The sequence below is a fragment of the Rhodonellum psychrophilum GCM71 = DSM 17998 genome, assembly GCF_000381545.1.
Classification (GTDB): domain Bacteria; phylum Bacteroidota; class Bacteroidia; order Cytophagales; family Cyclobacteriaceae; genus Rhodonellum; species Rhodonellum psychrophilum.
Window position 1 is genome coordinate 131,560 of the sequence record NZ_KB906676.1, and the last position, 22,984, is coordinate 154,543.

The window sequence follows — 22,984 nt, forward strand, 5'->3', positions numbered from 1 at the left end:
TACTGCACTGGATAAGATGGAAATGCTGAGGATGAATTTTTCCTCAGCACTTCTTTTTTATGAATTTAATTTCAAAACATATTACCAAACTCTTAATAAAATCATGTTGTTGAACCCCAGATTAATTTTGATAGGAATGGCATTTGCCATTTCTGCCAATTCCAATAATGCTCTGGCACAATCCACTACCACACTTACTCTGGATTCCTTTGTCCAAACAAAAGGAAGCTGGTCTGAAGTGCGTGATGCATGGACTGATCCAATCCATAACCAACTCCTCTTTTCGGAGGGAAAAGGCAATGTATTGATCAATACGCCAACTAAAAAGAACCCTGGAAAAGATATTGTGTCCCTTGAGAATTTTGGGGATATCGAACTTTCTCTAACCTACATGCTTGCCGCGGGCTCCAATTCAGGAATTTATATCCAAGGACAATATGAAATCCAATTGTTTGATAGCTGGAAAACCATCACACCTAAGGCCGGGGATAACGGCGGGATTTATCAGCGTTGGGATGATTTAAAACCTGAGGGACAAAAAGGATTTCAGGGCTATGCACCGAGACAAAATGTAAGCAAGGCTCCGGGAATCTGGCAAACATTGGAGGTGTCATTTCAAGCGCCTAGATTTTCTGAAAGTGGAGGAAAAACTCAGAATGCCAGGTTTAACTTCATAAAACTAAACGGTGTTGTGATCCATGAAGATGTTGAATTGTTTGGCCCCACTCGAGGGGCTTTGAAAGCGAATGAAGTGGCGGAAGGCCCCATCCGAATTCAGGGAGATCATGGTCCGATTGCCATCCAATCTTTGGAGATTCAGCAAATGAATTTTCCTGCACCAAAAATTTCTTCCATAAAGTATCAGGTTTATCCCGGTGCGTATACGCAATATCCAGCGATAGAGAATTTAGAAAATGGGCATTCAGGTGACTTGAACTCATTTGAAGAATTCCAGACTGGAGTGTCTGGTGCCTCTTTGACCAAATTCGAAGGGAATATTAGGATTCTTGAGACTGGAAGCTACACGTTCGAAGTGGAAGTTCCAAGAGGATTAGGTGCTTTGCAGCTTGGAGGCGATTCGGGACAACCTGAATTCAAACAAGGTAAAATCAAGGTTGAAAAAACACTTTCCCCAGGTGAAATACCCTACGTGCTTTGGGTTTCAAAGCCGCGTGATTGGACTGCCCAAGGATTTTTTTGGAGTGCCAGCGCAGAGGGCTTATGGCCGGTTAAGTTCAGTGAGCCTGTGATTTCCTTTGAAAACTCCACCGATCCAATATGGGTAAATGCAGATGAAACGCCAGTATTAAGAAGCTTTATTCAGCTTCCAAATCGAGAGAAAATATCTCATGCAGTTTCCGTTTCTGGAAAATCAGGAATTCATTTTTCTTATGATCTCAGTACAAATCAACTGATTCAGGTATGGAGGGGAGCGTTTTTGGATGCGACTCCTATGTGGAATAACCGTGGAAATGGGGTTTCCTTGCCATTGGGTGTTGTGACTACATTGAACATGGGTGAATCACTCTTGTTTTCGCAAGACTTCACTCCGATCGATAAAGAATTGAAGAGCAGTGGGTATCGTGTTTTAGGAGATGGGGAGCTGATCTTTGACAGCAAATCGGAAACCGGCACCATGCTTTCGGACCATCTTAAGCTGATGGATAATGGTCAGGGGATCGTAAGAAACATGGATTTGAAAGGTTCTGGTCAAGCCCATTTGATAAAGGTTTCGGCAGGCAAGCAACTTAGGAAAATTTCTTCAAATCTTTATTTGATAGCAGATACCGGTGTTTATTTGCAGGTTTTGTCTGAAGGTGTTTCACCTCAAGCATCCAAAGTCGACTCAGAGGATGGTATTTTCTTGCCAATAACCTCAAAATTAAGTTATGCTATTTTGTTCTAATTCAGCACTGAAAAATATGATGCGTTTAAAATTTAATTTGAAAGCTGTAATCCTTAGCCTTATTGGGTTGGGAATTGGGGTTACAGCCATTGCCCAAGAATCGCCAAAAGAAGAGGATTATTTTAAAATCGTTCGTGTACCTGCTCCCGAAGGTTTGCTTTTGGAAGTAGGAGGATTGACGATGCTTCCAAACGGTAGCCTCGGTGTTGCCACTCGAAGAGGAGATGTTTTTATTGTCGAAAATCCAACTTCAGCACGGCCCTATTTCAGAAAATTTGCATCTGGATTGCATGAGGTTTTAGGATTGGTCTATGAGGAAGGAGCCTTTTATAGTGTACAGCGAGGAGAGCTGACCAAAATGGTGGACTCAAATTCTGACGGGAAGGCAGATGTTTTTGAAACGGTTGCTTCTTGGCCTCTTTCTACGCATTACCACGAATATAGCTTCGGTCCAAAAATAGCCGCCGATGGTGCGTTTATTGTAACCACGAATGTCGCCTTCGGTGATCAAGAATGGTGGAGGGGAGAAAGTCGGGTACCCTACAGAGGTTGGACTTTAAAAATCCACAGGGATGGAACCATTGAGCCCTATGCGTCGGGAATGCGTTCGCCCGCAGGAATCGGAATCCTTGATGAGGAAGTTTTTTATACTGAAAACCAAGGTGACTATATTGGTTCTGGCGGTCTTTGGCACCTCGAAAAAGGCGACTTTTCGGGCCATCCAGCGGGCCTTCGCTGGGCGGAATTGCCAAATTCTCCGGTCAAAATGACTACTGCTCAATTTGATAAAATCGTAGATCCGCAGAAAGTTAAAAATGAACAGGGAAGATTCAATAAACCGGAAAATGTTGTTGATGAAGAGTTTATCACCATGTACGAGGCTAAAGAGTCATTGCCAAGTTTGAAATTGCCAGCCGTATGGTTGCCGCATGGTATCCATGGCATATCCAATTCAGAGCCCTTGAAAATACCTGAAAATTTCTTGGGGCCATTTGGAGGTCAAATTCTGATCGGGGATCAAGGGCAAAGCAAAATTATGCGTGTGATGTTGGAGAAAATCAACGGTCAGTACCAGGGAGCATCAATTGATTTTAGAAGTAATTTTCAATCAGGGGTTTTGAGAATGGCATTTGCGCCGGATCAATCCTTGTTTGTGGGAGAAACAAACCGAGGCTGGGGTTCTGCAGGAGAGGCCAATGAAGGATTGCAGCGTTTGGTTTGGAATAGGGAATTGCCCTTTGAAATGAGAACCGTAAAAGCTAAACCGGATGGTTTTGAAATTGAATTTACCAAACCAATAAATAAAAAATCTGCAGAGGATTTGAGTTCTTATGTAGTTGAAAGTTTTATTTATAAATATTTCCCAGTTTATGGCAGCCCCCCAGTGAAACAAATGACCCACGAAATTCTGGGAGTGGAAGTTTCCGAAGATGGAATGAAGGTAAGGCTAGCCATCAATAATTTGCAACAATACCACATTCATAAAATCAGTTTACCAGGGGTAAGGGAGTTAAACGACTCCCATCAGTTGGTACACGAAGATGCGTATTATACATTGAATCAAATCCCTGGTGGAGAAAAAATGGTGATAAAGCCGCGTGTGGTGGTCCCCTCAAGTCCAGAAAAGTCCACCTCTGCAGTAAATCCAAAACCCAAAGTTGAATCCGCCAGCAAGTCCTTGGCTTCTGCTCGCGCGATTCCTTCAGAATTGGAAATCAAAGCACTACTTTCCAAAAACACCTGCACGGCATGTCACAATGCTACTAAAAAGCAAGTTGGGCCAGCTTATGTTGACGTAGCCAAAAGGAAGTATACAGCGGAGAAAATCGTGGAATTAATTCATAACCCAAAGCCTGAAAACTGGCCGGATTATGCCACTCCAATGCCTCCTATGCCACAGGTGTCCAAGGAAGACGCAATGAAAATTGCCCTTTGGATCAATTCCCTATCGAAATAAAAAGCAGCAGTCCTTTTTGGCAGTTCAAATAAATTGATTTACTGCCAATACAAGAAGCCAGCAACCTTATGGGTTGCTGGTTTTTTTGATTTGTAGTGATTTTGCCGATAAGATCAGATCAAGCCTATTGAGGCGTATCTTCATATTTACAGGATAAATTTTGGTTGGATTTATTTAATTAAGCGATTATTCCTCCCCTTGAAAGGAATTTAGAAGCTTGTGTTTTAAAAACTATCAGGCGGGACATGATTTTATAGGTTTTGCTTTTTTTAGGGAAGGATAGTACAGGATAGTTAAATTGTTTAATAAAATAGCTTTATGAAAATTTCACTTAATCCAATCCATTCATCTATCTAACCCAATAATATTGGGTGTTTTATAAATTTTTAGGCATTCAAATGAAATGTTCCTTCATAAAACCTCTTGTATAAACCGTTTTTAAGTCAATTCAAAGTGTTTATAAAACTCTCCCATTATTTGTCCACAAAATAAGATAAATTGAATCTGTGAATTTCGAATTGAAGGCCACTAAAACACTTGACCCAAAAACCATAAAAATATGCATCCAATGAATTCAATTAAACTATTCCGATTTCTTCCCTTGCTGCTTCTGGTCTTTGCCGCCTGCAACAAAAAAACCGAAGACAAGGGACCTATCGATCCCAAAGTGGCAAAATTAAAATTGCCCGATGGATTTGTCGCAGAGCATATCCATAGCCCCGGTGAAAATGAACAGGGTTCTTGGGTGGCCATGACCTTCGATGACAAAAACAGACTCATCACCGCGGACCAATACGGCTTTTTATATCGCTTGGAAATCCCTGAAATCGGTTCGGATTCATTGGCTCCCAAAATCGAGAAATTGATCGTGGGAAATGTGCAGGAACCCCAAGTGGGGATGGGTTACGCCCAAGGGCTCCTTTATGCCTTCAACAGCCTTTATGTGATGGTCAACCACAATGCCAACGAAAATTTCGAAAAAAGCACGGGATTGTACCGCCTCGAGGACAAAGATGGCGATGATCAATATGAAACCGTCACCCAGATCAGGGGCTTCACCGGTGAACCGGGAGAACATGGCCCCCACAGCATGAAACTCTCCCCGGATGGAAAATCCATTTATCTCATCGCCGGAAACCATGTCGATGTGCCCGAAATGGACGCTTACCGACTCCCGAAAGTTTGGGATGAAGACAATCTTTTTCCGCTCATCAAAGATCCCCGTGGCCACGCCAACAACAGAATGGCGCCCGGCGGTTGGATAGCCAAGATTGATCCTGAAGGTACAAATTGGGAATTGATTTCGGCAGGTTTCAGAAATGCATTCGACTTCGCCATCAATGAAGCAGGGGATATGTTTGCCTATGATGCAGATATGGAATGGGACTTTGGAATGCCTTGGTACCGACCTACCCGAATCAATCACGTGACCAGCGGCAGTGAATTTGGCTGGAGAACGGGCAATTCGAAATGGTCGCCCAACTTCCCAGACAATCTACCCGCAGTGCTGAACATCGGTCAGGGTTCGCCCACCAATGCCATGTTTGGCACCCATGCGAAGTTCCCCGAAAAATACAGAACAGCGCTTTATGCCTTCGATTGGAGCTTTGGAATTATCTATGCCATTCATTTAAAACCGGCTGGTGCCACTTACGAGGCCACGGCTGAAGAGTTTATTTCCGGCTCTCCGCTTCCTTTGACCGATGGAGAAATTGGTCCTGACGGAGCGATGTATTTTATGACCGGAGGAAGAAGATTGGAATCCGATCTTTATCGGGTGTACTATGATGGGGAGATTAAAGCCAGCGAGAAAAAGCCGTTGCTTGCATCTGATTTGCCACAAGAGGCCAAATTGAGAAGACAGCTGGAAGAATATCATGTAAGCGGTGCGCCTGCTGCTGGGCTTGATTTGGCATGGCCAAACCTGAAAAACAGTGATCGTTTTGTTCAATATGCTGCACGAATCGTTTTGGAACATCAGCCAGTGAATTCCTGGAAAGCGAAAGCTTTGGCAGAAAAAGATCCGGCCACTTTGACTCAAGCGATGATCGCATTGGCGAGACACTCCGGCAAAGGCCAGGGAGAACCCATGATCCAGGCCTTGATAGGGATCGATTACGGGTCCTTGAACGAAAAAGGAAAACAGGATTTGTTACGGGCTTTTGAGTTGATTCTTTATAGACAGGGAACCCCAAATGCTACAGTGAAAAACCAGTTGATTGCGTACTTGGATCCCAATTTCCCTGCAAATGACAATGACCTAGGTCGTTCGTTGAGTGTATTGCTGGTCCACTTGGATGCACCCACTGCCGTGGAAAAAACCTTGGCCTTATTGAAAAATGCCAAAGATGATCCTGAATACCAGAAGACGTTTATTTCCTCTTCGGATTTGGTCTTGAGGAATCCTCAATACGGCCTTGATATCGCACAAATGCTTGCAAATGTGCCGCCAGCCCAGCAGACGTATTATGCGACCGTTCTAGGGAATGCAAAAGCCGGATGGAATCCAGATTTGAGGAATGAATATTTTACTTGGATCCAAAATGCATTCAAATACAAAGGTGGAAGAAGTTATGTAGGCTTTATCGACAGGGCAAGAAAAATGGCCTTGACGCATGTTGACCAGAAAGATTTTGATCTGTACAATGAAATGTCAGGTGCCGCTTTGCTGACCGGAAGTGGAAATGATCTGGTCGTCTCGGATGTTCAGCCAGAAGGTCCAGGACGAAGATGGACAGTGGAAGAAGCCCTGCCTTTGATGGCTGATTTAAGTAGCAGGGATCTGGTAAAAGGGAAAGCGATGTATTCGGCGACTTTGTGCCTTTCTTGCCATACCATGCAAGGAGAAGGTGGTATCATAGGACCTGATCTGACCCAGCTTGGGACAAGATTTTCCGCTAAGGATATCCTTGAATCCACCATCAATCCAAGTGACGTGATTTCTGAACAATACCATTCCACCATATTCGAATTGAAAGCAGGTGGATCGGTTGTGGGTAGATTGACGGATGAGGATAAAACAAATTATTATGTTTCCCAAAACCCGTTTGCACCGGAAACCATCAGAACCGTAGCCAAAAGTGAGGTCGCAAGTACCAAAAATTCCGATGTTTCCATCATGTTGCCGGGAATGATCAACAGGTTGAATGAAGAAGAATTGAAGGATTTGATGGCCTACCTCATCTCAGGTGGCAATCCGGACCATGAGGTGTATCAAGACAAAAAGATAACAGCAAAATGAGAAAACCAAATAAATTTTCATTCCATAAAATTAGGGTATTCGGACTCAGTGCGGTTTTTATTTTGCTGAGCTGCGGGTCTTGCCAAAATTCAACAAGCAAATCCAAGTCACCTGAAGTCTCTCCTTCCCAATCCCCAAATGAGGGATTTGTCTCAATTTTTGATGGGCAAACCCTGGAAGGCTGGGAGGGCGACCCCGTGTATTGGTCCGTTGTGGACGGTACGATCGTCGGGGAAATCACGTCCGAAACGCTGCTCAAGACCAATACCTTCATCATCTGGAAAGGTGGTGAGCCTGCAGATTTTGAGTTGAAAGTGGACTACAAAATCAGCGGTGCCGGCAATTCGGGATTCAACTATCGAAGCGATAGGGTGGAGGAAGTACCCTTTGCGCTCAAAGGCTATCAAGCCGATATCGACGGACAAAACCGATATACCGGCCAAAACTATGAGGAGCGGAAAAGAACGACACTTGCTTATCGTGGACAGAAAACCCGAATTACCAGCCAGGAATCCGGCGATGTTAAAGGATTTGTGGAAAGAAATGCCTGGAAAGGACTGAATCTGGAAAGCGAACTGGGCGATCGGGACACACTTGGTGCCTTGATCAAGAAAGATGATTGGAACACCCTGCATGTGGTGATCAAAGGCAATGTGTTGCAGCACTTCGTGAATGGGACCTTGATGAGTGAAGTCACCGATGACGACCCGAAAAACAGGAAAATGTCAGGGTTGATGGGTTTTCAGGTGCATGTAGGCCCTCCGATGAAGGTCCAATTCAAGAATGTCCTGATGAAAAAGCTTTGATGCCGTACCAGAAATCGGTCTGTTTTTCCACAGGCAATCTCTTGTGAAACCAGATCTGTTTATTGTTGCTTAAGTACAAAAAAGCCCGAGGTTGAGATTCAACTTCGGGCTTTTTTTATTTGTACGTCCCTTGCGGGAATCCAGAAAAATCAGCCTACTTCTAAAAGGGATTTGCGATTGATTGTCAGTGAAGTAATCTTTAGAAATCTGAATAGTCCGTTGGGTACAATAATCTACCATCGTTTTTGGAAACCGTGTTTTGGTATTCTTCGATTACCTTCAACTTATCCCAATCCGGATCCGACCCGAAGGCTTTCCAATGTGCATCTCTGGATGCCATATCGGCAAATGTGGTCATGTACATCAGATTCGGCATGTTTGCTCCGGCCAGTGTTTCGGCATAAAAGACCGCATTAAAACCCAACTTGGCGAAAATATCGATTTCACCCTCGTTGAACATCTTTACTTTTTGCTTGTAAAGTCTTTCTGTTGCAGCTTCATAACTCCTCAATTCATAGATCCTGTCCTTTTTTGGACCCGTCACCTTCGATTCGATAAACCTTGGGCTGCCGGTAAAAGCATGGAGCAGGGCGTTTTCAATCCTTTTATAGGGAGGATTGTCATGCGGTGCATTGATGTAGGAAGCGCCATCCGAAAGGTAATTGCTGTCTTTGTCCAATTTGGCCGGCAAAGCCAAATATTGTTTCATGGATTTGTAAGGAATCAGCACATATACCTTTTTTCCAGCATCTGGCTGAGAAGCGACCGGTTTGAAAACCCCAACTTTGGCGACGCCGTTTCTGTGCATCGCCGGTAGCAAAGCATTTTGAAGATATGCGTCAATCTGTTTTTCCTGATTGTTATTCTCGATGTGGTAAATTCTCAATTCATAGAAATCCCTTTTGGAGCCTTGGCCGAAGAGGTCCGCAACCAAAAAGATGCAGAATAGTGCGATGAGAAATGGTGTTGATTTTTTCATTTTTTGTGAATGGGTTTAAGGTTTGTTAGTGCTTGAATTTAAGCAATCCAAAAGCCAAAGCAGAGAATTATTGATATGGTGCCCCAGTATTTGATAAAAGGAGAAAAATGCAAAAATGGGGACTGTTTTTTTTACAAGAATTGCCTTTTCGAAACAAATGAATGGTTTTATCCTACAAACCATTAAAACAGATAGAGATGGCCAAGTTGTCTTTTTCTCCAAGATAGAATCTTGATTGGCTAGAGTGTTATTTCCTGAAATTAAATATTGACTTTTCCTTCAGAAAAACAATAAAATGGCTGAAAACAACCGGTCATGCGCCGAGAAGGGGAATCGATAAAAATATTGGGAATCCTGGACCTTATAATTTTCGATTCTTGAAGGCAGTTTGCTATCTTTAAATGGAACCAGCTTTAATCTCCCCATCTATTGTGGATATATTATAATGGAAGATTTTCGAAGCCCGACAGAACAGGATAGTCCCTAATGTTGGTGTTGATATATTGAAATTTGATTGTATACCTAAATGCTATTGCGTTTCTAGAAAGATGGACATTAACTTTTCGAAGGACTTTATCTCAAATTCCGCACAACTGGGCGGGATTGAAACCTCCATATTGGACAATGGCCCAGGAAAGGGAGTCCGAATGGCATGGGTAAACACGGGTTCGGGATTGCGGTATAAGGTCGTCATTGATCGTGGGATGGACATCGCTGAAGCCTTTTTCAATGCGCACAGTCTTGCCTGGATCAGCCACGCAGGAACCACGGCCCCGCAGCCTTTTTCGGATCAAGGTGCAAATTGGCTAAGAACATTCGGTGGAGGATTGATGACCACTTGCGGATTGTCGCACGTGGGCGGTCCCGAGTCGGATGAGTTTGGCAACAGAGGCCTTCATGGCAACATTAGCAATACTCCTGCAGAAATCATCTCTATCCAGCAGCCTGACCCTATTCGGGGAAATCTGGAAATGTCCATCACGGGAATAATAAAAGAAACGCGTGTTCTCGGACCCAACCTGGAACTGAGGAGGACCATTTCGGGAACATTGGGGCAACCAAGCCTGGTCATCCGCGATGAAATCACCAATCTCGGCAATACCGAGGCTGCCCACATGCTGCTTTACCACTTGAATTTTGGTTGGCCTTTTATCGATGAGGGAACAGAGATGGTCTGGGAAGGGAATTGGAAATCAAGGGATGGAGATCCCGACAACAGGATTTTCAACCCCAAAAACGATTTCAAGAAATGCCCAGCCCCGATGGATGCGCATGCCGGTTCTGGCGAGGATGCTGCATTTATTGACCTTTCTTCTCTAAAAGATGAAATGTGCGTTTGTGGTTTTGTCAATCAAAAACTGGGCATTGGATTCTCCATTAAATTTAACCGAAAGGAATTGCCCTGGCTTGTAAATTGGCAGCATTGGGGCAAAGGCGAATATGTCACCGCCTTGGAACCTGCCACAAATCCGCCAATCGGACAAGCCGCCGCCAGGAAAGCAAATGCCTTGATCAAAATCCCTCCCGGAGAAAAAAGATGCTATTCCCTTGAAATGAGCGTCCTGACCACAGCGGAGGAAATCGAAGCCCTCCTGAGAATCAACAATAGAGAACGCGAAAAACAACTATAAAACAATAAAACCTAAAATAAATCTATCCCAAATAATCAACCAGTACAATATGAGTTTGGCAAAAAAAGCATTAGAACAGGGCGAGGGAATCCTAAGATTGGCACCCACCTGGGTTCCGAGGTCCTTCTGCGTTCCCGGCAGAAGAATAAAATTACATCCCGATGATTATTATGTCCTTGGCGGACAAAGAGGAGGGATTGACGAGCGCTGGTTGTCTTCCACTACGCCTGCACAAAATGGGCCTTTGACAGGAAAAAGCGAAGGTTTGAGCCCCGTGGTTTTTCAGGACGGAGATGAGGAAACGCAGTTTTTACTCAAAGACGCCATCGAGGAATTAAAAGGTGAAATCATCGGAGACCGCATCTGGGACGAATACGAGAGTTGGCCGATGTACTCCAAGTTTTTTGACAACATGGGGCCTCTTCCGCACCATATCCACCACAATGACGAACATGCCGCTTTGATCGGCCAAAAGGGCAAACCAGAAGCCTATTATTTCCCACCACAACTCAACAACCATGGAGGGGATTTTCCTTACACCTTCTTTGGCATTGCTCCGGGAACCACCAAAGAACAGATCCGGGAATGCCTTGTGAACTTCACCAAGGGAGACAACAAAATCACTAATTTTTCCCAGGCATTCCGTCTGGAACCTGGAACTGGCTGGGATGTTCCTCCGGGAATGTTGCACGCACCGGGAAGTATGTGTACTTACGAGCCGCAGAAAGCATCTGACGTTTTCGCCATGTATCAGTCCTTGGTCAATGAGGCGATTATCCCCGAAGAATTGCTTTGGAACGGAACGCCAAAGGATAGAATGGGGGATTTCGATCAGTTGATGGAAGTGATCGATTGGGAATTGAACGTGAATCCCAATCTCCTGGAAACCCGATTCATGAATCCAAAGCCGGTTGGAGACTTGGAGGAAATGAAGGCCGAGGGCTATATCGAAAACTGGGTTTGCTACCGTTCCGAAGCTTTCAGCGCAAAGGAATTGACCATTTTCCCGGGACAGACCGTCACCATTACAGACCAGGCGGCCTATGGTTTGATCGTGATGCAGGGGCATGGAAAGATGGGTGTTTGGGATATCGAAACCCCGGCATTGATCCGCTATGGACAATTGACGAACGACGAATTCTTTGTTTCCGAAAAAACCGCAATGGCGGGCGTGAAAATCGCCAATCCTTCCAAGACTGACCCAATTGTCATGCTGAAACATTTTGGTCCCAACAATCCGGACCTCATCTTATAATTTCAATCATTTTCTTTCATATAGACTCTTGTAAAGATGACCCAAAATAATTATCCAAAACTCCACAATGCCACTTGGCCGGGTATTGTGGGAAAAGGACCCGACTCAGAGCCAATTATTTCTTTTGACACCATGTTGGAAAGTACCGCCGCCGCAGAAGTGGACGGGGTGAAATTTGACGGGGTGGATATCGGGCTTTTTGATCCCCATATTGATTTGGACATGTCTGACGACGGGATCAAGAAATTGGCAGAGAAGGTTGCCGGCCTGAACCTGAACATTGGAAGTTTGGTTGCGCCCATCTGGGGAGGCCCAGCCATGGGGAGCAAAGAGGACCGAGCACTTTTCGTGGAAATGGTCAGGAAATCCTGCTTATTTGGTCAAAAACTAAGGGATTTGGGTGTGAGGCCAAATGGCATCGTCCGAATCGATTCTGCCAGTTCAGTCGAAAAGTGGGCAGTCGACCCAGTTGGCAATACCAAATTGATCGCCCAAACTTTCAGAGAAGCCTGTGATGTGGCGGCTGATTTTGGCGAAAAACTGGCAGCCGAAGGAGAAATCTGCTGGGGCGGCATGCACAGTTGGAGAGCGATGATCGACACACTGGAGCAAGTGGACAGACCGAACATTGGCTTTCAGGCGGATATGTCCCATACTTTTTTGTATTTATTGGGATACAACAGTCCGCAGGACAGGATACTCCCAAAAGATTTTGACTGGAATGACCGGGCCACACTGACCGAAGCACTCAAAACCTTGACAAAGGCATTGAGGCCTTGGACGATAGATTTTCATGTTGCCCAAAATGACGGGACCGTTTTCGGTTCTGGATCCCATGACAAAACAGGCAGACATTGCCTCGCTTCCGATCCTAACGGAAAATTGGATATCGCAACAGATGCCGGACATTGGCTCAGGGATGAGCAAGGGGAGCTGACCAAAGCCTTCCGACACCTTTGCTGGGATGGCTGTATGTTTCCCAATGAAGTGATGACAGAGCCCAAAACATGGAATGATATCTTGTCAGCCATGGTCAAGGTGCGTGAAAAACACGGCTGGTACGAAGCGGAGTAAATTCTTTAAAAAAACCTAGAACGATGAAAGAGACCAAAAAACTTAGAATAGGATTGATAGGAACAGGATTGATGGGTAGGATCCATACCAACGGGTACAAGCGACTCGGTGATTTTTTTCCGGAATTGGAATATCGCCCAGTGCTGCAAGCGGCCTGCTCCAGAAGAGAAGACAAAATCACTGCATTTGCAGAACAATGGGGATATGCTTCCGTCGAAACGGATTGGCGGAAAATGATTGCCCGAGACGATATCGACGCGATCGATATTTGTACGCCGAACAATACCCATGCTGAAATCGCCATTGCCGCAGCGGCGGCGGGAAAGATGATCCTCTGCGAAAAGCCACTTTCCAGAACACTCCAGGAAGGGGAGGACATGGTGAAAGCCATCGAAAAATCCGGGGTGAAAAATACGGTTTGGTACAATTACCGAAGGGTTCCTGCCGTGACCTTGGCCAAACAGGTGATCGATTCCGGAAAATTGGGAAAGATATTCCATTACAGGGCCAATTTCCTTCAGGATTGGACGATCAATCCGGATCTCCCTCAGGGAGGAGATGCCCTTTGGAGACTGGATGCCGATGCAGCAGGTTCCGGGGTGACTGGGGATTTGTTGGCACATTGCATCGATACGGCCATGTGGCTAAACGGCGGCATCAAGGATGTCTCTGCCATGACGGAGACTTTTATCAAGGAAAGAGTGCATCAGGAAAGCGGTAAAGTCCAAAAAGTGGGGATTGATGATGCCTGTTTGTTCCATTGTCATTTTGAAAATGGATCCTTGGGATTGTTCGAAGCGACCCGATATGCTAGGGGACACAAAGCCTTGTACACCTTCGAAATCAATGGGGAACATGCTTCGATCCGTTGGGATTTACATGATCTGAACAGATTGGAATATTTTGACCACAGCGACGATTCCATTGTGAGAGGGTGGAGATCCATTCACGTTTCTGATGCCGACCAACCTTATATGGACAGATGGTGGATTCCGGGGACATGCATCGGGTATGAGCATTCCTTTATCCATCAGGTGGCGGATTTCTTCAAAAGTCTTGAGACGGGAGAACCCTGTTCGCCTACATTCAAAGATGCTTTGGAAACCCAAAAAGTCTGTCAGGCAGTCCTGGATTCCGCTGCCGAAAGAAGATGGAAAGATACCGGGGTGGAATGGACTGAAAAGTGATCAATGAAAATCCCACAAAAAACCAAAAAACCTCCCAGCAAGGAGGTTTTTTGGTTTTGATATCATCCGTATTTGCATTTTTGGGGTGAAATTCATTGAGGTGAAATATGACCAAATATGATTTTATGAATTGATTGACCTGGATTGCATGAAGAGGCGTGTCTGTGATCATTGATTCCAATTGGCTGATTGTTGCACAGATACCTTCCCCCACTTAATTCGACTCAAATTCAGATTGGTCAAAATTTTCTCGATATTTCATCCTTAGCTGACCTTTGAGATTGCCTTGTTGCTCAAGACCGGCATCGTTTGATTGCAATTTGACATCCACATCGAATATGACTTCTATTGTTCTGATGTTCTCCCCAGCAGCATTTTCTTCGGTCCCTTCTATGAGATGAATGATTTTGAGAAAATTCCCGGCATCCAAAAGACCTGGCAAAAGTGTGTATCCATTGTAATTTCGCTGATCCAAAACAGCGATGTAATAATTGTCTTCCCACGAATCCCCTTCCTCAAAGGGAATGTTTTTGTTTCCAATAGCAAGGATTTCTTTCACCTTGTCATAGGGGTAAAATTCATTGGCAATCCCTTTCTGATCCAAATCTTGAATCCCAAAGTCCTCTTTGAACTTAATTTTCGGAAGTTGTAAATAAATGTCAATCCCGGATATAGCATCCCTTATGGTTAATCCGTGATAGACATATGCCGCTGCCCTGCTGGAATAAAGTTCTGCGCTGAGTCCAGTGGAATTTGAGGTTTTGATTCCTGTGGATCCAAAATTCCTGCCGTCAGGCAATGAACCCACGAATCCCACTTCTGAAAGCTGGATTTTAGGGGTGGATTCCTCGTTGGATGCGCAGCCCATCAGGAGGCAGGCAATCAACAAAAATATGGGGTACTTGGCTGTTTGGGATTTCATTTCTTCAGATTATTAAGTGAAAATAAAAATTTTATAAAGGTGACTTGCTAAAAGACAGACGTAAATAAAGTGGGGGATGCGACAATTGAATTCATGTTTTTTTGAATGGTCAAAACATTGCCTGATTGGGAGAGGAGATCAATGAATTTACCTTAAATTGAGATTCGTTTTTGATGGGATTTTAGTTCTTGTCAAAAGTGCTTCAAACAATCAAATTCAAAGAACGATGAGGCTTCCAAAAATCTATTTGAAATTTTATCTTTTCATATTTTCGATTTTTTTAATTTTCCATGCCAAGGCGCAGCAGGATGGGATTCAATGGTCCAAGGACGGGAATTCCTATTTCCGTGTGGAGCAAAATGAGATTGTTCAATATGCACTTCCTTCCAATGACAGAAGTGTTTTGATCAATAGAAACCTCATGATTCCCGAAGGCCAAACTGATCCGCTTGACTTGGAATTATTTTCTTTTTCAGAGGATGGTAGGAAATTATTGATCTATACAAACAGTGCACAGGTGTGGAGAATCAATACCAGAGGAGATTATTGGGTCTTGGATCTGGAGCACAACAGCCTTCACAAGCTTGGGAAATCATTGCCGGAATCCTCCCTGATGTTTGCGAAATTCTCTCCGGATGGCACTAAGGTCGCTTATGTCAGCCAATACAATATTTATCTGGAAGACCTTTCGACCCAAGCCATTCAAGCGCTGACCACAGATGGAAATAGAAAATTGATCAACGGTACTTTTGACTGGGTGTATGAAGAAGAGTTTGCAAATAGGGATGGTTTTCGCTGGAGTCCGGACAGCAAGTCCATAGCTTTTTGGCAGTTGGATGCGCGAGGGACGGGTGATTTCTTCATGATCAACAATATCGATTCGGTATATTCCAAGGTGATACCGGTTGAATACCCGAAAGTAGGTCAGGATCCATCCGCCGCCCGTATTGGCGTCATTAACTTGTCCACGTCAAAAATTGAATGGGTGAAAATCGAAGGCGATCCGAGACAGCATTATCTTGTCCGATTGGAATTCATTCCCGGCACGAATGAATTTTTGGTACAGCAACTGAATCGCAAACAGCAGGAAAGCAAAATCATCCGTTGCGATGTTGGTTCGGGGGCGGTGACCGTGATCAGCACAGAATATGACGCTGCTTGGATAGATGTGATGACGCCCAATGAGGATACTTATGCCGTGGATTTCAAGCATCCATTTCATTGGCTTGCCGGTGGAAAGGAATTTTTATGGACGAGTGAAAAGGATGGCTGGAGGCATTTGTACCGCATCAGCATTGATGGCAAAAAAGAAACTTTGGTGACCAAAGGAGATTTTGATGTGATTTCCCTGGGAAATTATGAGGAGAAAAGCGGCTATGTTTATTTTATCGCTTCTCCGACCCATGCCACCCAAAAATATTTGTACCGGACCAAGCTGGATGGGAAAGGGAAACCCGAATTGATAACACCCGCAGGATTGGCTGGAAGTCACTATTACAACATTTCCCCCAATGGGAAATTTGCCCAACACCGGTTTTCAAATACCCATACAAGGCCACTTGGAGAATTGGTCAGCTTGCCTCAACACAAGGCTTTGAATGAAAAAGAAAGCATCGCCCAAAAACTTCCTAATGCCCAGGAGAAAAATGTCACTGCCTTTTTCAAAATCAAAACGGAAGAAGGAGTGGAGATGGACGGCTGGATGGTAAAGCCATCGGATTTTGATTCTACCAAGAAGTATCCCGTGGTATTTTATGTGTATTCCGAGCCTTGGGGAGCCACGGTCATGGATGGATATGGTGCCTCGAAAAACAGATTGTACAAAGGAGATATGCGGGAGGACGGATATGTTTACATCTCCATAGACAACCGCGGGACTCCTGCGCCGAAGGGTCGCGAATGGCGGAAATCGATTTACAGAAAAATCGGCGTGGTCAACATTCAGGACCAGGCCAATGCCGCCAAGGAGATCTTGAAATGGGATTTCATCGATTCCGATCGGGTTGCGGTTTGGGGATGGAGCGGTGGAGGATCTGCCACCTTGAACCTTTTGTTCCAATTTCCCGAAATCTATAAAACCGGGATTTCCATCGCGGCAGTTGCCAACCAGCTGACCTATGACAACATCTATCAGGAAAGGTACATGGGCTTGCCGCAGGAGAATTTGGAGGATTTTGTACAGGGCTCGCCCATTACCCATGCAAAAAATCTGGAGGGAAATCTATTGTACATCCACGGTACCGGAGACGACAATGTGCACTATCAAAACGCAGAAATGCTCATCAGTGAGCTCATCAAACACAACAAGCAGTTTCAAGTGATGCCTTACCCCAACAGGGCGCATGGGATTTCGGAAGGTGAAGGTACTTTTGAACATCTCTCCACTTTATACACCAATTTCCTGAAAATGTATTGTCCACCGGGAGGAAGGTAAATCCTGTTTCCAAGACGCTAGACTTGGAAACAGCTTGCTTCAATTGAACCCGAAATATGCATCAGGCTTCCAGATGAGATCGAAACAGCAAGAAAATCAGGCTGTTGTGAGACTAATTCCTGAGATCAATAAGGGAAGTTAAAAAAAAATCAACAAATAATTGAATATCAGTTAATTATACTATTGAATTGAGTTCGTAATGCATAAAACGGGATGAACTGAAAAAAAGGAATACCCCAAAGGTGAAAATCTGAGAATGGATATTTTTTTTTCTTTTCGGCTATTCCAAAAACTCAATGATATCTGCCTGAATGGTCAAAACAGGTTGGGTATACACAATCAAGTTTAGGGCATCAACATCATACCGGACATTGACCAAAGCAAGGTTTCTGCCTTCTACGCTTCCATGTTTTGCCTCAAAATTTTCCCAAAGGTGATCCATTGCGGTTTTATAGAGCGCCTTGTCCCCACTTACACGGGCCACGCCAAAGACCTGCGCATACATGCCGACGCCAAAGGAGGCCCCTAATATATATCCTGCTTTCGCCTCACCAGAAACCGACCTGGCCACGATTTGGTAATTGGCTTCGGACAATTCCACGTTGGTCAGTGAGGAAGACATGTGCATGCCCGATGAGGCACAACCTGAAAGTATAAGGGTCATGACAAACCCACCCATTAAAATCTGAATCATCTTTTTCATAGTAAATTGAGATTATTTTTATGATTTTAATATTAAAATTTATAATTTTATTTGATTAATAATTTATTTTATATGTCTTAATTAATTTTTAGTAATAATAAAAATATTTATTGAATTTTACAATTTGACACGAACTTTAGATTTGGGAAAAGCAATAAGCATTTACTAAAAACCAAGAAAATGGAAGTCTTTGGCTGGGTTTTGCTGCTAATTCTGGGGCTGATTTCCTGGATTATTTTTGTTCCCATTTACCTGAAAATAGATACCCAAAAGGAGCTGTATATCATTTCCCAGATGGGTACTTTTCACCTTTCCTTTACTCCTGGGGAAAGGCCAAATTTTAAAGTGAGCGTTTTTGGGGTTTTGATCCCCGAATCCAAAAAGTACCCCAAAAAGCCTGACATTAAGAAAAAAAGAAAACCATTCCTCAAAAGGTCAATGCAATCATGGCTGTTTCTCATAAAGGGTTTGCTCAAAAGTTTTAGGATAAAAAGATTGGTGGGAACGTTCGATTTGGACGATGTGTTGCTCCATTCCCAATTATATGCCATTTATCCATTTATAAACCGAGGTCCAGTTCAGTTGATTTCCAACCTTAACAACAACTATTTCCTAGACCTGATCATTGAAGGGAGACTGAATAAAATGCTTTTTACATTTCTCGTATTTTTAACTAAAAAATAAAATCATGGAAACGAATTTTAATGTTGTCATTGAAAAGCTGACCGAATTCCTCCATCGGGAAGCCAAAACAGGAACCGTGGTAGGTGAACAATTCATTCTGGGAGAATTCACCTGCGTGCCGGTGGTAAGGGTCGGAATGGGCCTCGGAAGTGGGGGAGGCGAAGGTGATTCCTCCAAAAATGGGAAAGGACAAGGTTTGGGCGCCGGTGTTGGAATGGGCATTGAGCCAATAGGGTTTTTGGTTACCAAGGGATCCGAGATTTCCTTTATCTCCACCCATCAGGAAAAAGGGATTTCCAAGATGTTTGATAAAGTCCCGGATCTGATCAAGACCTTATTGCAAAAAAAGGAATCCGATGAGACCAAGAATTGAAAATAGACCGATGTCCATTGTTAAAAATGAAGGACTCCAATTCAATTTGGAGTCCTCTCTTGGTTTCATATTGACTTAGCACGGAGCGTCAGTCTTTCAATCACACTTGTTATGGAAACTCTACAGCATTATCTATTGCCGTACATTATTTCAAACGTTGCGGCTATTATAATCCTGATTTCTTCGTTCTATCAACCCAAACTGACACGTCTCTTTTTTATGTTGCTTTTTGGCTGGGCGAGCTGGCTCAATTTTACTGTTGCACAGCAAAATCCTGGAGATTATTTGGCTTATGCGGAATTGTCAATCCCCGTTTATAGAGACTTTATCAATGGCTGGTTCAAAACCAATATCCGGGAAATGGTCACGATAATTTCTGTTTGTCAGGGATTGATTGCTTTAGGCATGGCTTTCAAAGGAATTTGGGTTAAGCTTGCCTGTATAGGATCTATTGTCTTTTTCCTCTGCATTTCACCTCTCGGCGTTGGCGCAGCTTTTCCTTTTCCGCTCATTACTGCTTTTGCTGCCTATATGATCATCAGAAAAGACAATATGGATTATATATGGAAGTTCAAAAAGGTGAATGAAAACATTGGCCTGAATAGGATTTAAGGAACCTTAAGAAGTGATCATTTTAAAAATGAATTTTCATTTAATCCATCCCATGAACATTATACTGAATGTCCTTTATTTCCAAATCCAGCCAGGTCCAGCTGCCTGTCTCCAGTTCCCAAGTGGCTTTCATGCGGGAGGGGACTTTTATTCCCTCAAAGACGCTGTATTCATCAACTGTCAACACCCAGGGATAGGTTTTGGAATCAGGTTTATTTCCTTGGTATCGCATTGCTATGAATTTGACAAAATCACCTTGTTCATTGTAGTAAAAAACGCCACTCCCAGAAGTTCCTTTGTAGGTCATGGTGGCTTTTGCGGAATAATTATCTATGATTTTCCATTTTATATAAGGACTCAAAGCCAAAGAAGGAAACCAGACCGATTCACCCAAAAAGCGCTGAAGGCTACCTTCATTTATTTTTTCTCCCTTCTCGTCCACAATTTTCACCAGCGAATTCATCTTGATCAACATCTCCCCAGTACCATTCTCAAATTTATCCCGGCCTTTAATATGAATACCGGGCATCATGTTCAGATTTACCGTCCAGATGAAGGCCGGCTCTTCTGTTGTGGTGTACTGCAAAGCAGCAGCATGATACCAATCCTTTTGGTCTTGCTTCATTTTCATCAGGGCATGTTGGACAATTCTACCACTTTTGATTTTTGGTTTTCCCATGATTCCTGTAATATGCATCCATTTAGAAACAGGTGCAGGCAAATTTTTCAAATCATCTTCTGAAACCAATGTCTGTTCTGATAAATTAATGGTCGCCAAGATCTCGCTGGTTTCGCGGGCAATCTTTTTATAAAATGAATCTGAAGAATAAGCAAGGATTACAGCTGAAAGGATGATCAGGTTGGGTATCATTCCATATTTAGTATCCGCCCAAAAAAATACCATCAAAAAAGAGGAAAGCATCACTGCAATGAGGGCTGGATGGATCCACCAGGAAACATTCAAAAGGGAAAGTATTCCCGCAACTAAAAATAAAACCGTTACCAAAAGCCAAACCAAGCCCATGGGTCTTGAAATTTCCGCAGATAGCGGCCCTATTTCCGAAATCCCAAAGGCTTTTAGGAAGCCAAGCAAATGGATGGCGCCATGAAGGAAGAGGATGATAAAAAGGATAATTTTCATGGTTTGCTTATTGTGTGAAAAAACTTTTTACAAGATCTTCCCGGTTCTTTTCCAACATGATTTCATGTGCCAAACTTCATCCTTGCTCCTTTCCAAGCTGGCTTCCCATCGGTAAGTAGTTGGCCATAGTTTGAAAATCCTGACGACGCTATATAAAATCCAAAGGGAAAGTTTGGTAGGCCGGGGCTTCCATCCTTTTGAAGGTGCCAAGACAATGGTCGTACCTTTTTTATTCGGAGAAACCAAATAATCACCGGCTACGAAGCCTGTTGAGGGATGGCCTGAAATCTCGAAAGTGCCCTTTACCGGTGAGCCTACCTCCAGAAGGTCCAAATTTGGAAAGGCTGGATGGAATGACAATTTGATCGGGTGGGTCTTGTTGTTTTTTATAAGGGATTTTAATTTTGGCAGCCGATTCTCCCACTCTATCTCATAAATTAAATCGCCCTCGAAGGCTTGCTCCTTTCCATTACCCAGTTTAATTGCAGGCAATACATCGTCAAAGGCAGGGTTTAGAGTTGCGATAACTGGTTCAGGGCTGTATCGGGCAAAATACATCCTTGTCCAGTCCATCGGTATTGGAAAAGTGTCGGGTTGATGGTTTTTTTTATCAATTTTAATAAAAAAAACCGTTTTAGTCCTTCGGACGAAATAAAAATCATGCATCAGCACCAAGGGCATGGAAGAAGGATGCACAGCCGCATTTCCCATAGGAGCCAATAAACCAAAAGGCTTGCGCTTTTTTTGGTTGTATTCATTGATTTTAAATTCAACGGACCTGTTTCTCAGGTCCTTGAATTGATAATGTGCGTGGACACCGAAAGCGTCCACCTCAAATTCGGCAGCCTTCATTTCCACCGAAACCATATTTGCCAAACCCTTCCCAGCGATATCATATTTTGCATGATCCAGAGTTAAACTTGGTTGATGATAGACATCCACCCTTCCGTCTACCCGCCAACCAATGATCAAATGGCCTTTCCCATTTTTCTCATCATCAAAAACCTGTGGCTCAAAGCCCATATAAAATTCGTCTGGGTCTTTTTCAAAATTGACCAATAAGAGTTTTTCCATTGGATCAATTTGTATCATAAAGGGATTCAATAGCCTGTTCATATCATGGGAAAATAAATCGCCAATATCAAACACTAGAAAAATAAAAAATTGGTCGCTTCAGGATTTTCATCTTCAAGCATTTTAGGGATGAAAATATCGAGGGTAGATTGACCTCCTCTTTTTCATTTGCTTGATTATCCTATCAAAAATAACGAAAAACTTGAATATGAGCATGTTATCAGGTCCTGTAAAAAAAATGACAATGGTCAGGAAAGGAGGCAAGAGGAAATAAAAAAAACCTCCCATTTAGGAGGTTTTTTCTAGATTGGATTCAATTGCTTAATTTCAAAGAGCAATCGAACCTACTTGGAACTGTTGAATTCAATTAAAATGCAGATTTGAAACCTTCCATTTTTTGGTCAACTTGAGTGTCTACCATAAAGGACAATCTCACCTTTTCCCAAGCCATCGTCACTTTTGCAACTTTATTGTTTTCGGCTGAGATGGTATAAATCAATCTTTCTTGGTTGTCAGCTGCCATCATGGGCGCTACTTTGATGGAGACGGCATTGTCCTTCGCCATTGCTTCCTCGTCTATTTTTCCATCTTTCATGTAGGCAAAAACAGAGTTTCCTTTTGCGTTGAAATGGATGGTCCAGTCACCGGAAGCTTGAGGTGTGATGAACACGCCATATTTGCCCGGGCGAAGATTGGTTCCCCCAATGTTTACTCCAGTACTGAATTCTATGATGGTGGTTGCATTGGCACCCGCTCTCCAGGTTACCCCATATTTTTCGATCTCCCCGAATATTTTTCTGCCTTTCACGGCAGGAGAGGAATAGTCAATGCTGATTTTGGTGAAGCCTACATTTTGGGAAACATAGGCAGCTGGGCTGGCTGCGGGAGCCTGCATCTGGGCATTGGACTGGCCAGTGGCGGCGAAAATCACCATCAGGGTAAGGGCAAAGAAATACAGTTTAGCGTTTTTCATAAGTTTGTTTTGAGTTATTGATTGAGAAAGAT

Annotated in this window: 18 protein-coding genes; 12 read left to right on the forward strand and 6 right to left on the reverse strand. The window is 43.6% G+C overall.

Translation table 11 applies throughout. The features are described 5' to 3' along the window. The first annotated feature begins 103 nt into the window (after positions 1-103). The 4 genes from F824_RS25705 to F824_RS0108505 all read left to right on the forward strand — a co-directional run bounded on the left by F824_RS25705 (position 104) and on the right by F824_RS0108505 (position 7,910). On the forward strand, positions 104-1,906 hold the full coding sequence (locus F824_RS25705; protein WP_161629721.1) for a 3-keto-disaccharide hydrolase: 1,803 nt from the start codon (positions 104-106) through the stop codon (positions 1,904-1,906). Between the two features lie 16 nt (positions 1,907-1,922). Then, a complete protein-coding gene (locus tag F824_RS0108495) occupies positions 1,923-3,863 on the forward strand; it encodes a c-type cytochrome (RefSeq protein WP_033405247.1) in 1,941 nt (646 codons plus the stop codon). Between the two features lie 559 nt (positions 3,864-4,422). After that, a complete protein-coding gene (locus F824_RS0108500; protein ID WP_019597452.1) occupies positions 4,423-7,104 on the forward strand; it encodes a c-type cytochrome in 2,682 nt (893 codons plus the stop codon). Beyond that, positions 7,101-7,910: a 3-keto-disaccharide hydrolase gene (locus tag F824_RS0108505; protein ID WP_019597453.1), complete on the forward strand. Its 810-nt coding sequence runs from the start codon at positions 7,101-7,103 to the stop codon at positions 7,908-7,910. The genes F824_RS0108500 and F824_RS0108505 overlap by 4 nt, the downstream gene beginning before the upstream one ends. Positions 7,911-8,109: 199 nt before the next feature. On the opposite strand, the gene F824_RS0108510 is transcribed toward F824_RS0108505, so the two are convergent. Beyond that, complete coding sequence (locus F824_RS0108510; protein WP_019597454.1) at positions 8,110-8,889, reverse strand: NIPSNAP family protein; 780 nt, start codon at positions 8,887-8,889, stop codon at positions 8,110-8,112. A gap of 548 nt (positions 8,890-9,437) precedes the next feature. Here F824_RS0108510 and F824_RS0108520 point away from each other — a divergent pair. The 4 genes from F824_RS0108520 to F824_RS0108535 are packed head-to-tail and all read left to right on the forward strand — an operon-like array spanning position 9,438 to position 14,036. Next, the gene (locus F824_RS0108520) at positions 9,438-10,520 is read left to right on the forward strand and encodes an aldose 1-epimerase family protein (protein WP_019597457.1); all 1,083 of its coding nucleotides are present in this window, start codon (positions 9,438-9,440) and stop codon (positions 10,518-10,520) included. A gap of 49 nt (positions 10,521-10,569) precedes the next feature. Beyond that, positions 10,570-11,775 carry a class I mannose-6-phosphate isomerase gene (locus F824_RS0108525; protein WP_019597458.1) on the forward strand — a complete coding sequence of 402 codons (1,206 nt, stop codon included), beginning with the start codon at positions 10,570-10,572 and terminating at the stop codon, positions 11,773-11,775. Between the two features lie 36 nt (positions 11,776-11,811). Further along, positions 11,812-12,849: a sugar phosphate isomerase/epimerase family protein gene (locus tag F824_RS0108530; RefSeq protein WP_019597459.1), complete on the forward strand. Its 1,038-nt coding sequence runs from the start codon at positions 11,812-11,814 to the stop codon at positions 12,847-12,849. Between the two features lie 23 nt (positions 12,850-12,872). Next, positions 12,873-14,036, forward strand: a complete 1,164-nt coding sequence (locus F824_RS0108535) for a Gfo/Idh/MocA family protein (RefSeq protein ID WP_019597460.1) — start codon at positions 12,873-12,875, stop codon at positions 14,034-14,036. Positions 14,037-14,250: 214 nt separating this feature from the next. On the opposite strand, the gene F824_RS0108545 is transcribed toward F824_RS0108535, so the two are convergent. Further along, the gene (locus F824_RS0108545; protein ID WP_019597462.1) at positions 14,251-14,958 is read right to left on the reverse strand and encodes a hypothetical protein; all 708 of its coding nucleotides are present in this window, start codon (positions 14,956-14,958) and stop codon (positions 14,251-14,253) included. A gap of 226 nt (positions 14,959-15,184) precedes the next feature. Between F824_RS0108545 and F824_RS0108550 the strand changes: the two genes are divergently transcribed. Continuing rightward, positions 15,185-17,392, forward strand: coding sequence for a S9 family peptidase (locus F824_RS0108550; RefSeq protein ID WP_031326969.1), 2,208 nt, complete (start codon positions 15,185-15,187; stop codon positions 17,390-17,392). A gap of 280 nt (positions 17,393-17,672) precedes the next feature. Here the strand turns inward: F824_RS0108550 and F824_RS0108555 are convergent, their stop codons facing one another. Beyond that, positions 17,673-18,095: a DUF6567 family protein gene (locus tag F824_RS0108555; RefSeq protein WP_019597464.1), complete on the reverse strand. Its 423-nt coding sequence runs from the start codon at positions 18,093-18,095 to the stop codon at positions 17,673-17,675. A gap of 180 nt (positions 18,096-18,275) precedes the next feature. On the opposite strand from F824_RS0108555, the gene F824_RS0108560 reads away from it, so the two are divergent. From F824_RS0108560 to F824_RS25710, 3 genes are all read left to right on the forward strand, one after another. After that, a complete protein-coding gene (locus F824_RS0108560; protein ID WP_019597465.1) occupies positions 18,276-18,779 on the forward strand; it encodes a hypothetical protein in 504 nt (167 codons plus the stop codon). A gap of 4 nt (positions 18,780-18,783) precedes the next feature. Next, entirely contained in the window at positions 18,784-19,152 is a 369-nt protein-coding gene (locus tag F824_RS0108565; protein WP_019597466.1) for a GerW family sporulation protein, read from the forward strand. A 111-nt stretch (positions 19,153-19,263) separates the two neighbouring features. Next, the gene (locus F824_RS25710; RefSeq protein ID WP_051107550.1) at positions 19,264-19,764 is read left to right on the forward strand and encodes a hypothetical protein; all 501 of its coding nucleotides are present in this window, start codon (positions 19,264-19,266) and stop codon (positions 19,762-19,764) included. 40 nt (positions 19,765-19,804) lie between these two features. Here the strand turns inward: F824_RS25710 and F824_RS0108575 are convergent, their stop codons facing one another. The 3 genes from F824_RS0108575 to F824_RS0108590 all read right to left on the reverse strand — a co-directional run bounded on the left by F824_RS0108575 (position 19,805) and on the right by F824_RS0108590 (position 22,952). Beyond that, positions 19,805-20,905 (reverse strand): DUF6544 family protein, encoded by a 1,101-nt coding sequence (locus F824_RS0108575; protein WP_019597468.1) that lies wholly within the window; start codon positions 20,903-20,905, stop codon positions 19,805-19,807. Positions 20,906-20,932: 27 nt separating this feature from the next. Continuing rightward, on the reverse strand, positions 20,933-21,979 hold the full coding sequence (locus F824_RS0108580) for a hypothetical protein (protein WP_236613148.1): 1,047 nt from the start codon (positions 21,977-21,979) through the stop codon (positions 20,933-20,935). Positions 21,980-22,346: 367 nt separating this feature from the next. Continuing rightward, on the reverse strand, positions 22,347-22,952 hold the full coding sequence (locus tag F824_RS0108590; RefSeq protein ID WP_019597471.1) for a DUF2911 domain-containing protein: 606 nt from the start codon (positions 22,950-22,952) through the stop codon (positions 22,347-22,349). Between the last annotated feature and the right edge of the window lie 32 nt (positions 22,953-22,984).

Bases quoted from the DNA above. Each gene is read 5' to 3' on its own strand.
- F824_RS0108545 (WP_019597462.1), bottom strand. From the start codon at position 14,958: ATGAAATCCCAAACAGCCAAGTACCCCATATTTTTGTTGATTGCCTGC.
- F824_RS25710 (WP_051107550.1), top strand. From the start codon at position 19,264: ATGGAAACTCTACAGCATTATCTATTGCCGTACATTATTTCAAACGTT.
- F824_RS0108505 (WP_019597453.1), top strand. From the start codon at position 7,101: ATGAGAAAACCAAATAAATTTTCATTCCATAAAATTAGGGTATTCGGA.
- F824_RS0108580 (WP_236613148.1), bottom strand. From the start codon at position 21,979: ATGGAAAAACTCTTATTGGTCAATTTTGAAAAAGACCCAGACGAATTT.
- F824_RS0108525 (WP_019597458.1), top strand. From the start codon at position 10,570: ATGAGTTTGGCAAAAAAAGCATTAGAACAGGGCGAGGGAATCCTAAGA.
- F824_RS25705 (WP_161629721.1), top strand. From the start codon at position 104: ATGTTGTTGAACCCCAGATTAATTTTGATAGGAATGGCATTTGCCATT.
- F824_RS0108520 (WP_019597457.1), top strand. From the start codon at position 9,438: ATGGACATTAACTTTTCGAAGGACTTTATCTCAAATTCCGCACAACTG.
- F824_RS0108590 (WP_019597471.1), bottom strand. From the start codon at position 22,952: ATGAAAAACGCTAAACTGTATTTCTTTGCCCTTACCCTGATGGTGATT.
- F824_RS0108555 (WP_019597464.1), bottom strand. From the start codon at position 18,095: ATGAAAAAGATGATTCAGATTTTAATGGGTGGGTTTGTCATGACCCTT.
- F824_RS0108550 (WP_031326969.1), top strand. From the start codon at position 15,185: ATGAGGCTTCCAAAAATCTATTTGAAATTTTATCTTTTCATATTTTCG.
- F824_RS0108510 (WP_019597454.1), bottom strand. From the start codon at position 8,889: ATGAAAAAATCAACACCATTTCTCATCGCACTATTCTGCATCTTTTTG.
- F824_RS0108535 (WP_019597460.1), top strand. From the start codon at position 12,873: ATGAAAGAGACCAAAAAACTTAGAATAGGATTGATAGGAACAGGATTG.
- F824_RS0108575 (WP_019597468.1), bottom strand. From the start codon at position 20,905: ATGAAAATTATCCTTTTTATCATCCTCTTCCTTCATGGCGCCATCCAT.
- F824_RS0108500 (WP_019597452.1), top strand. From the start codon at position 4,423: ATGCATCCAATGAATTCAATTAAACTATTCCGATTTCTTCCCTTGCTG.
- F824_RS0108560 (WP_019597465.1), top strand. From the start codon at position 18,276: ATGGAAGTCTTTGGCTGGGTTTTGCTGCTAATTCTGGGGCTGATTTCC.
- F824_RS0108565 (WP_019597466.1), top strand. From the start codon at position 18,784: ATGGAAACGAATTTTAATGTTGTCATTGAAAAGCTGACCGAATTCCTC.
- F824_RS0108530 (WP_019597459.1), top strand. From the start codon at position 11,812: ATGACCCAAAATAATTATCCAAAACTCCACAATGCCACTTGGCCGGGT.
- F824_RS0108495 (WP_033405247.1), top strand. From the start codon at position 1,923: ATGATGCGTTTAAAATTTAATTTGAAAGCTGTAATCCTTAGCCTTATT.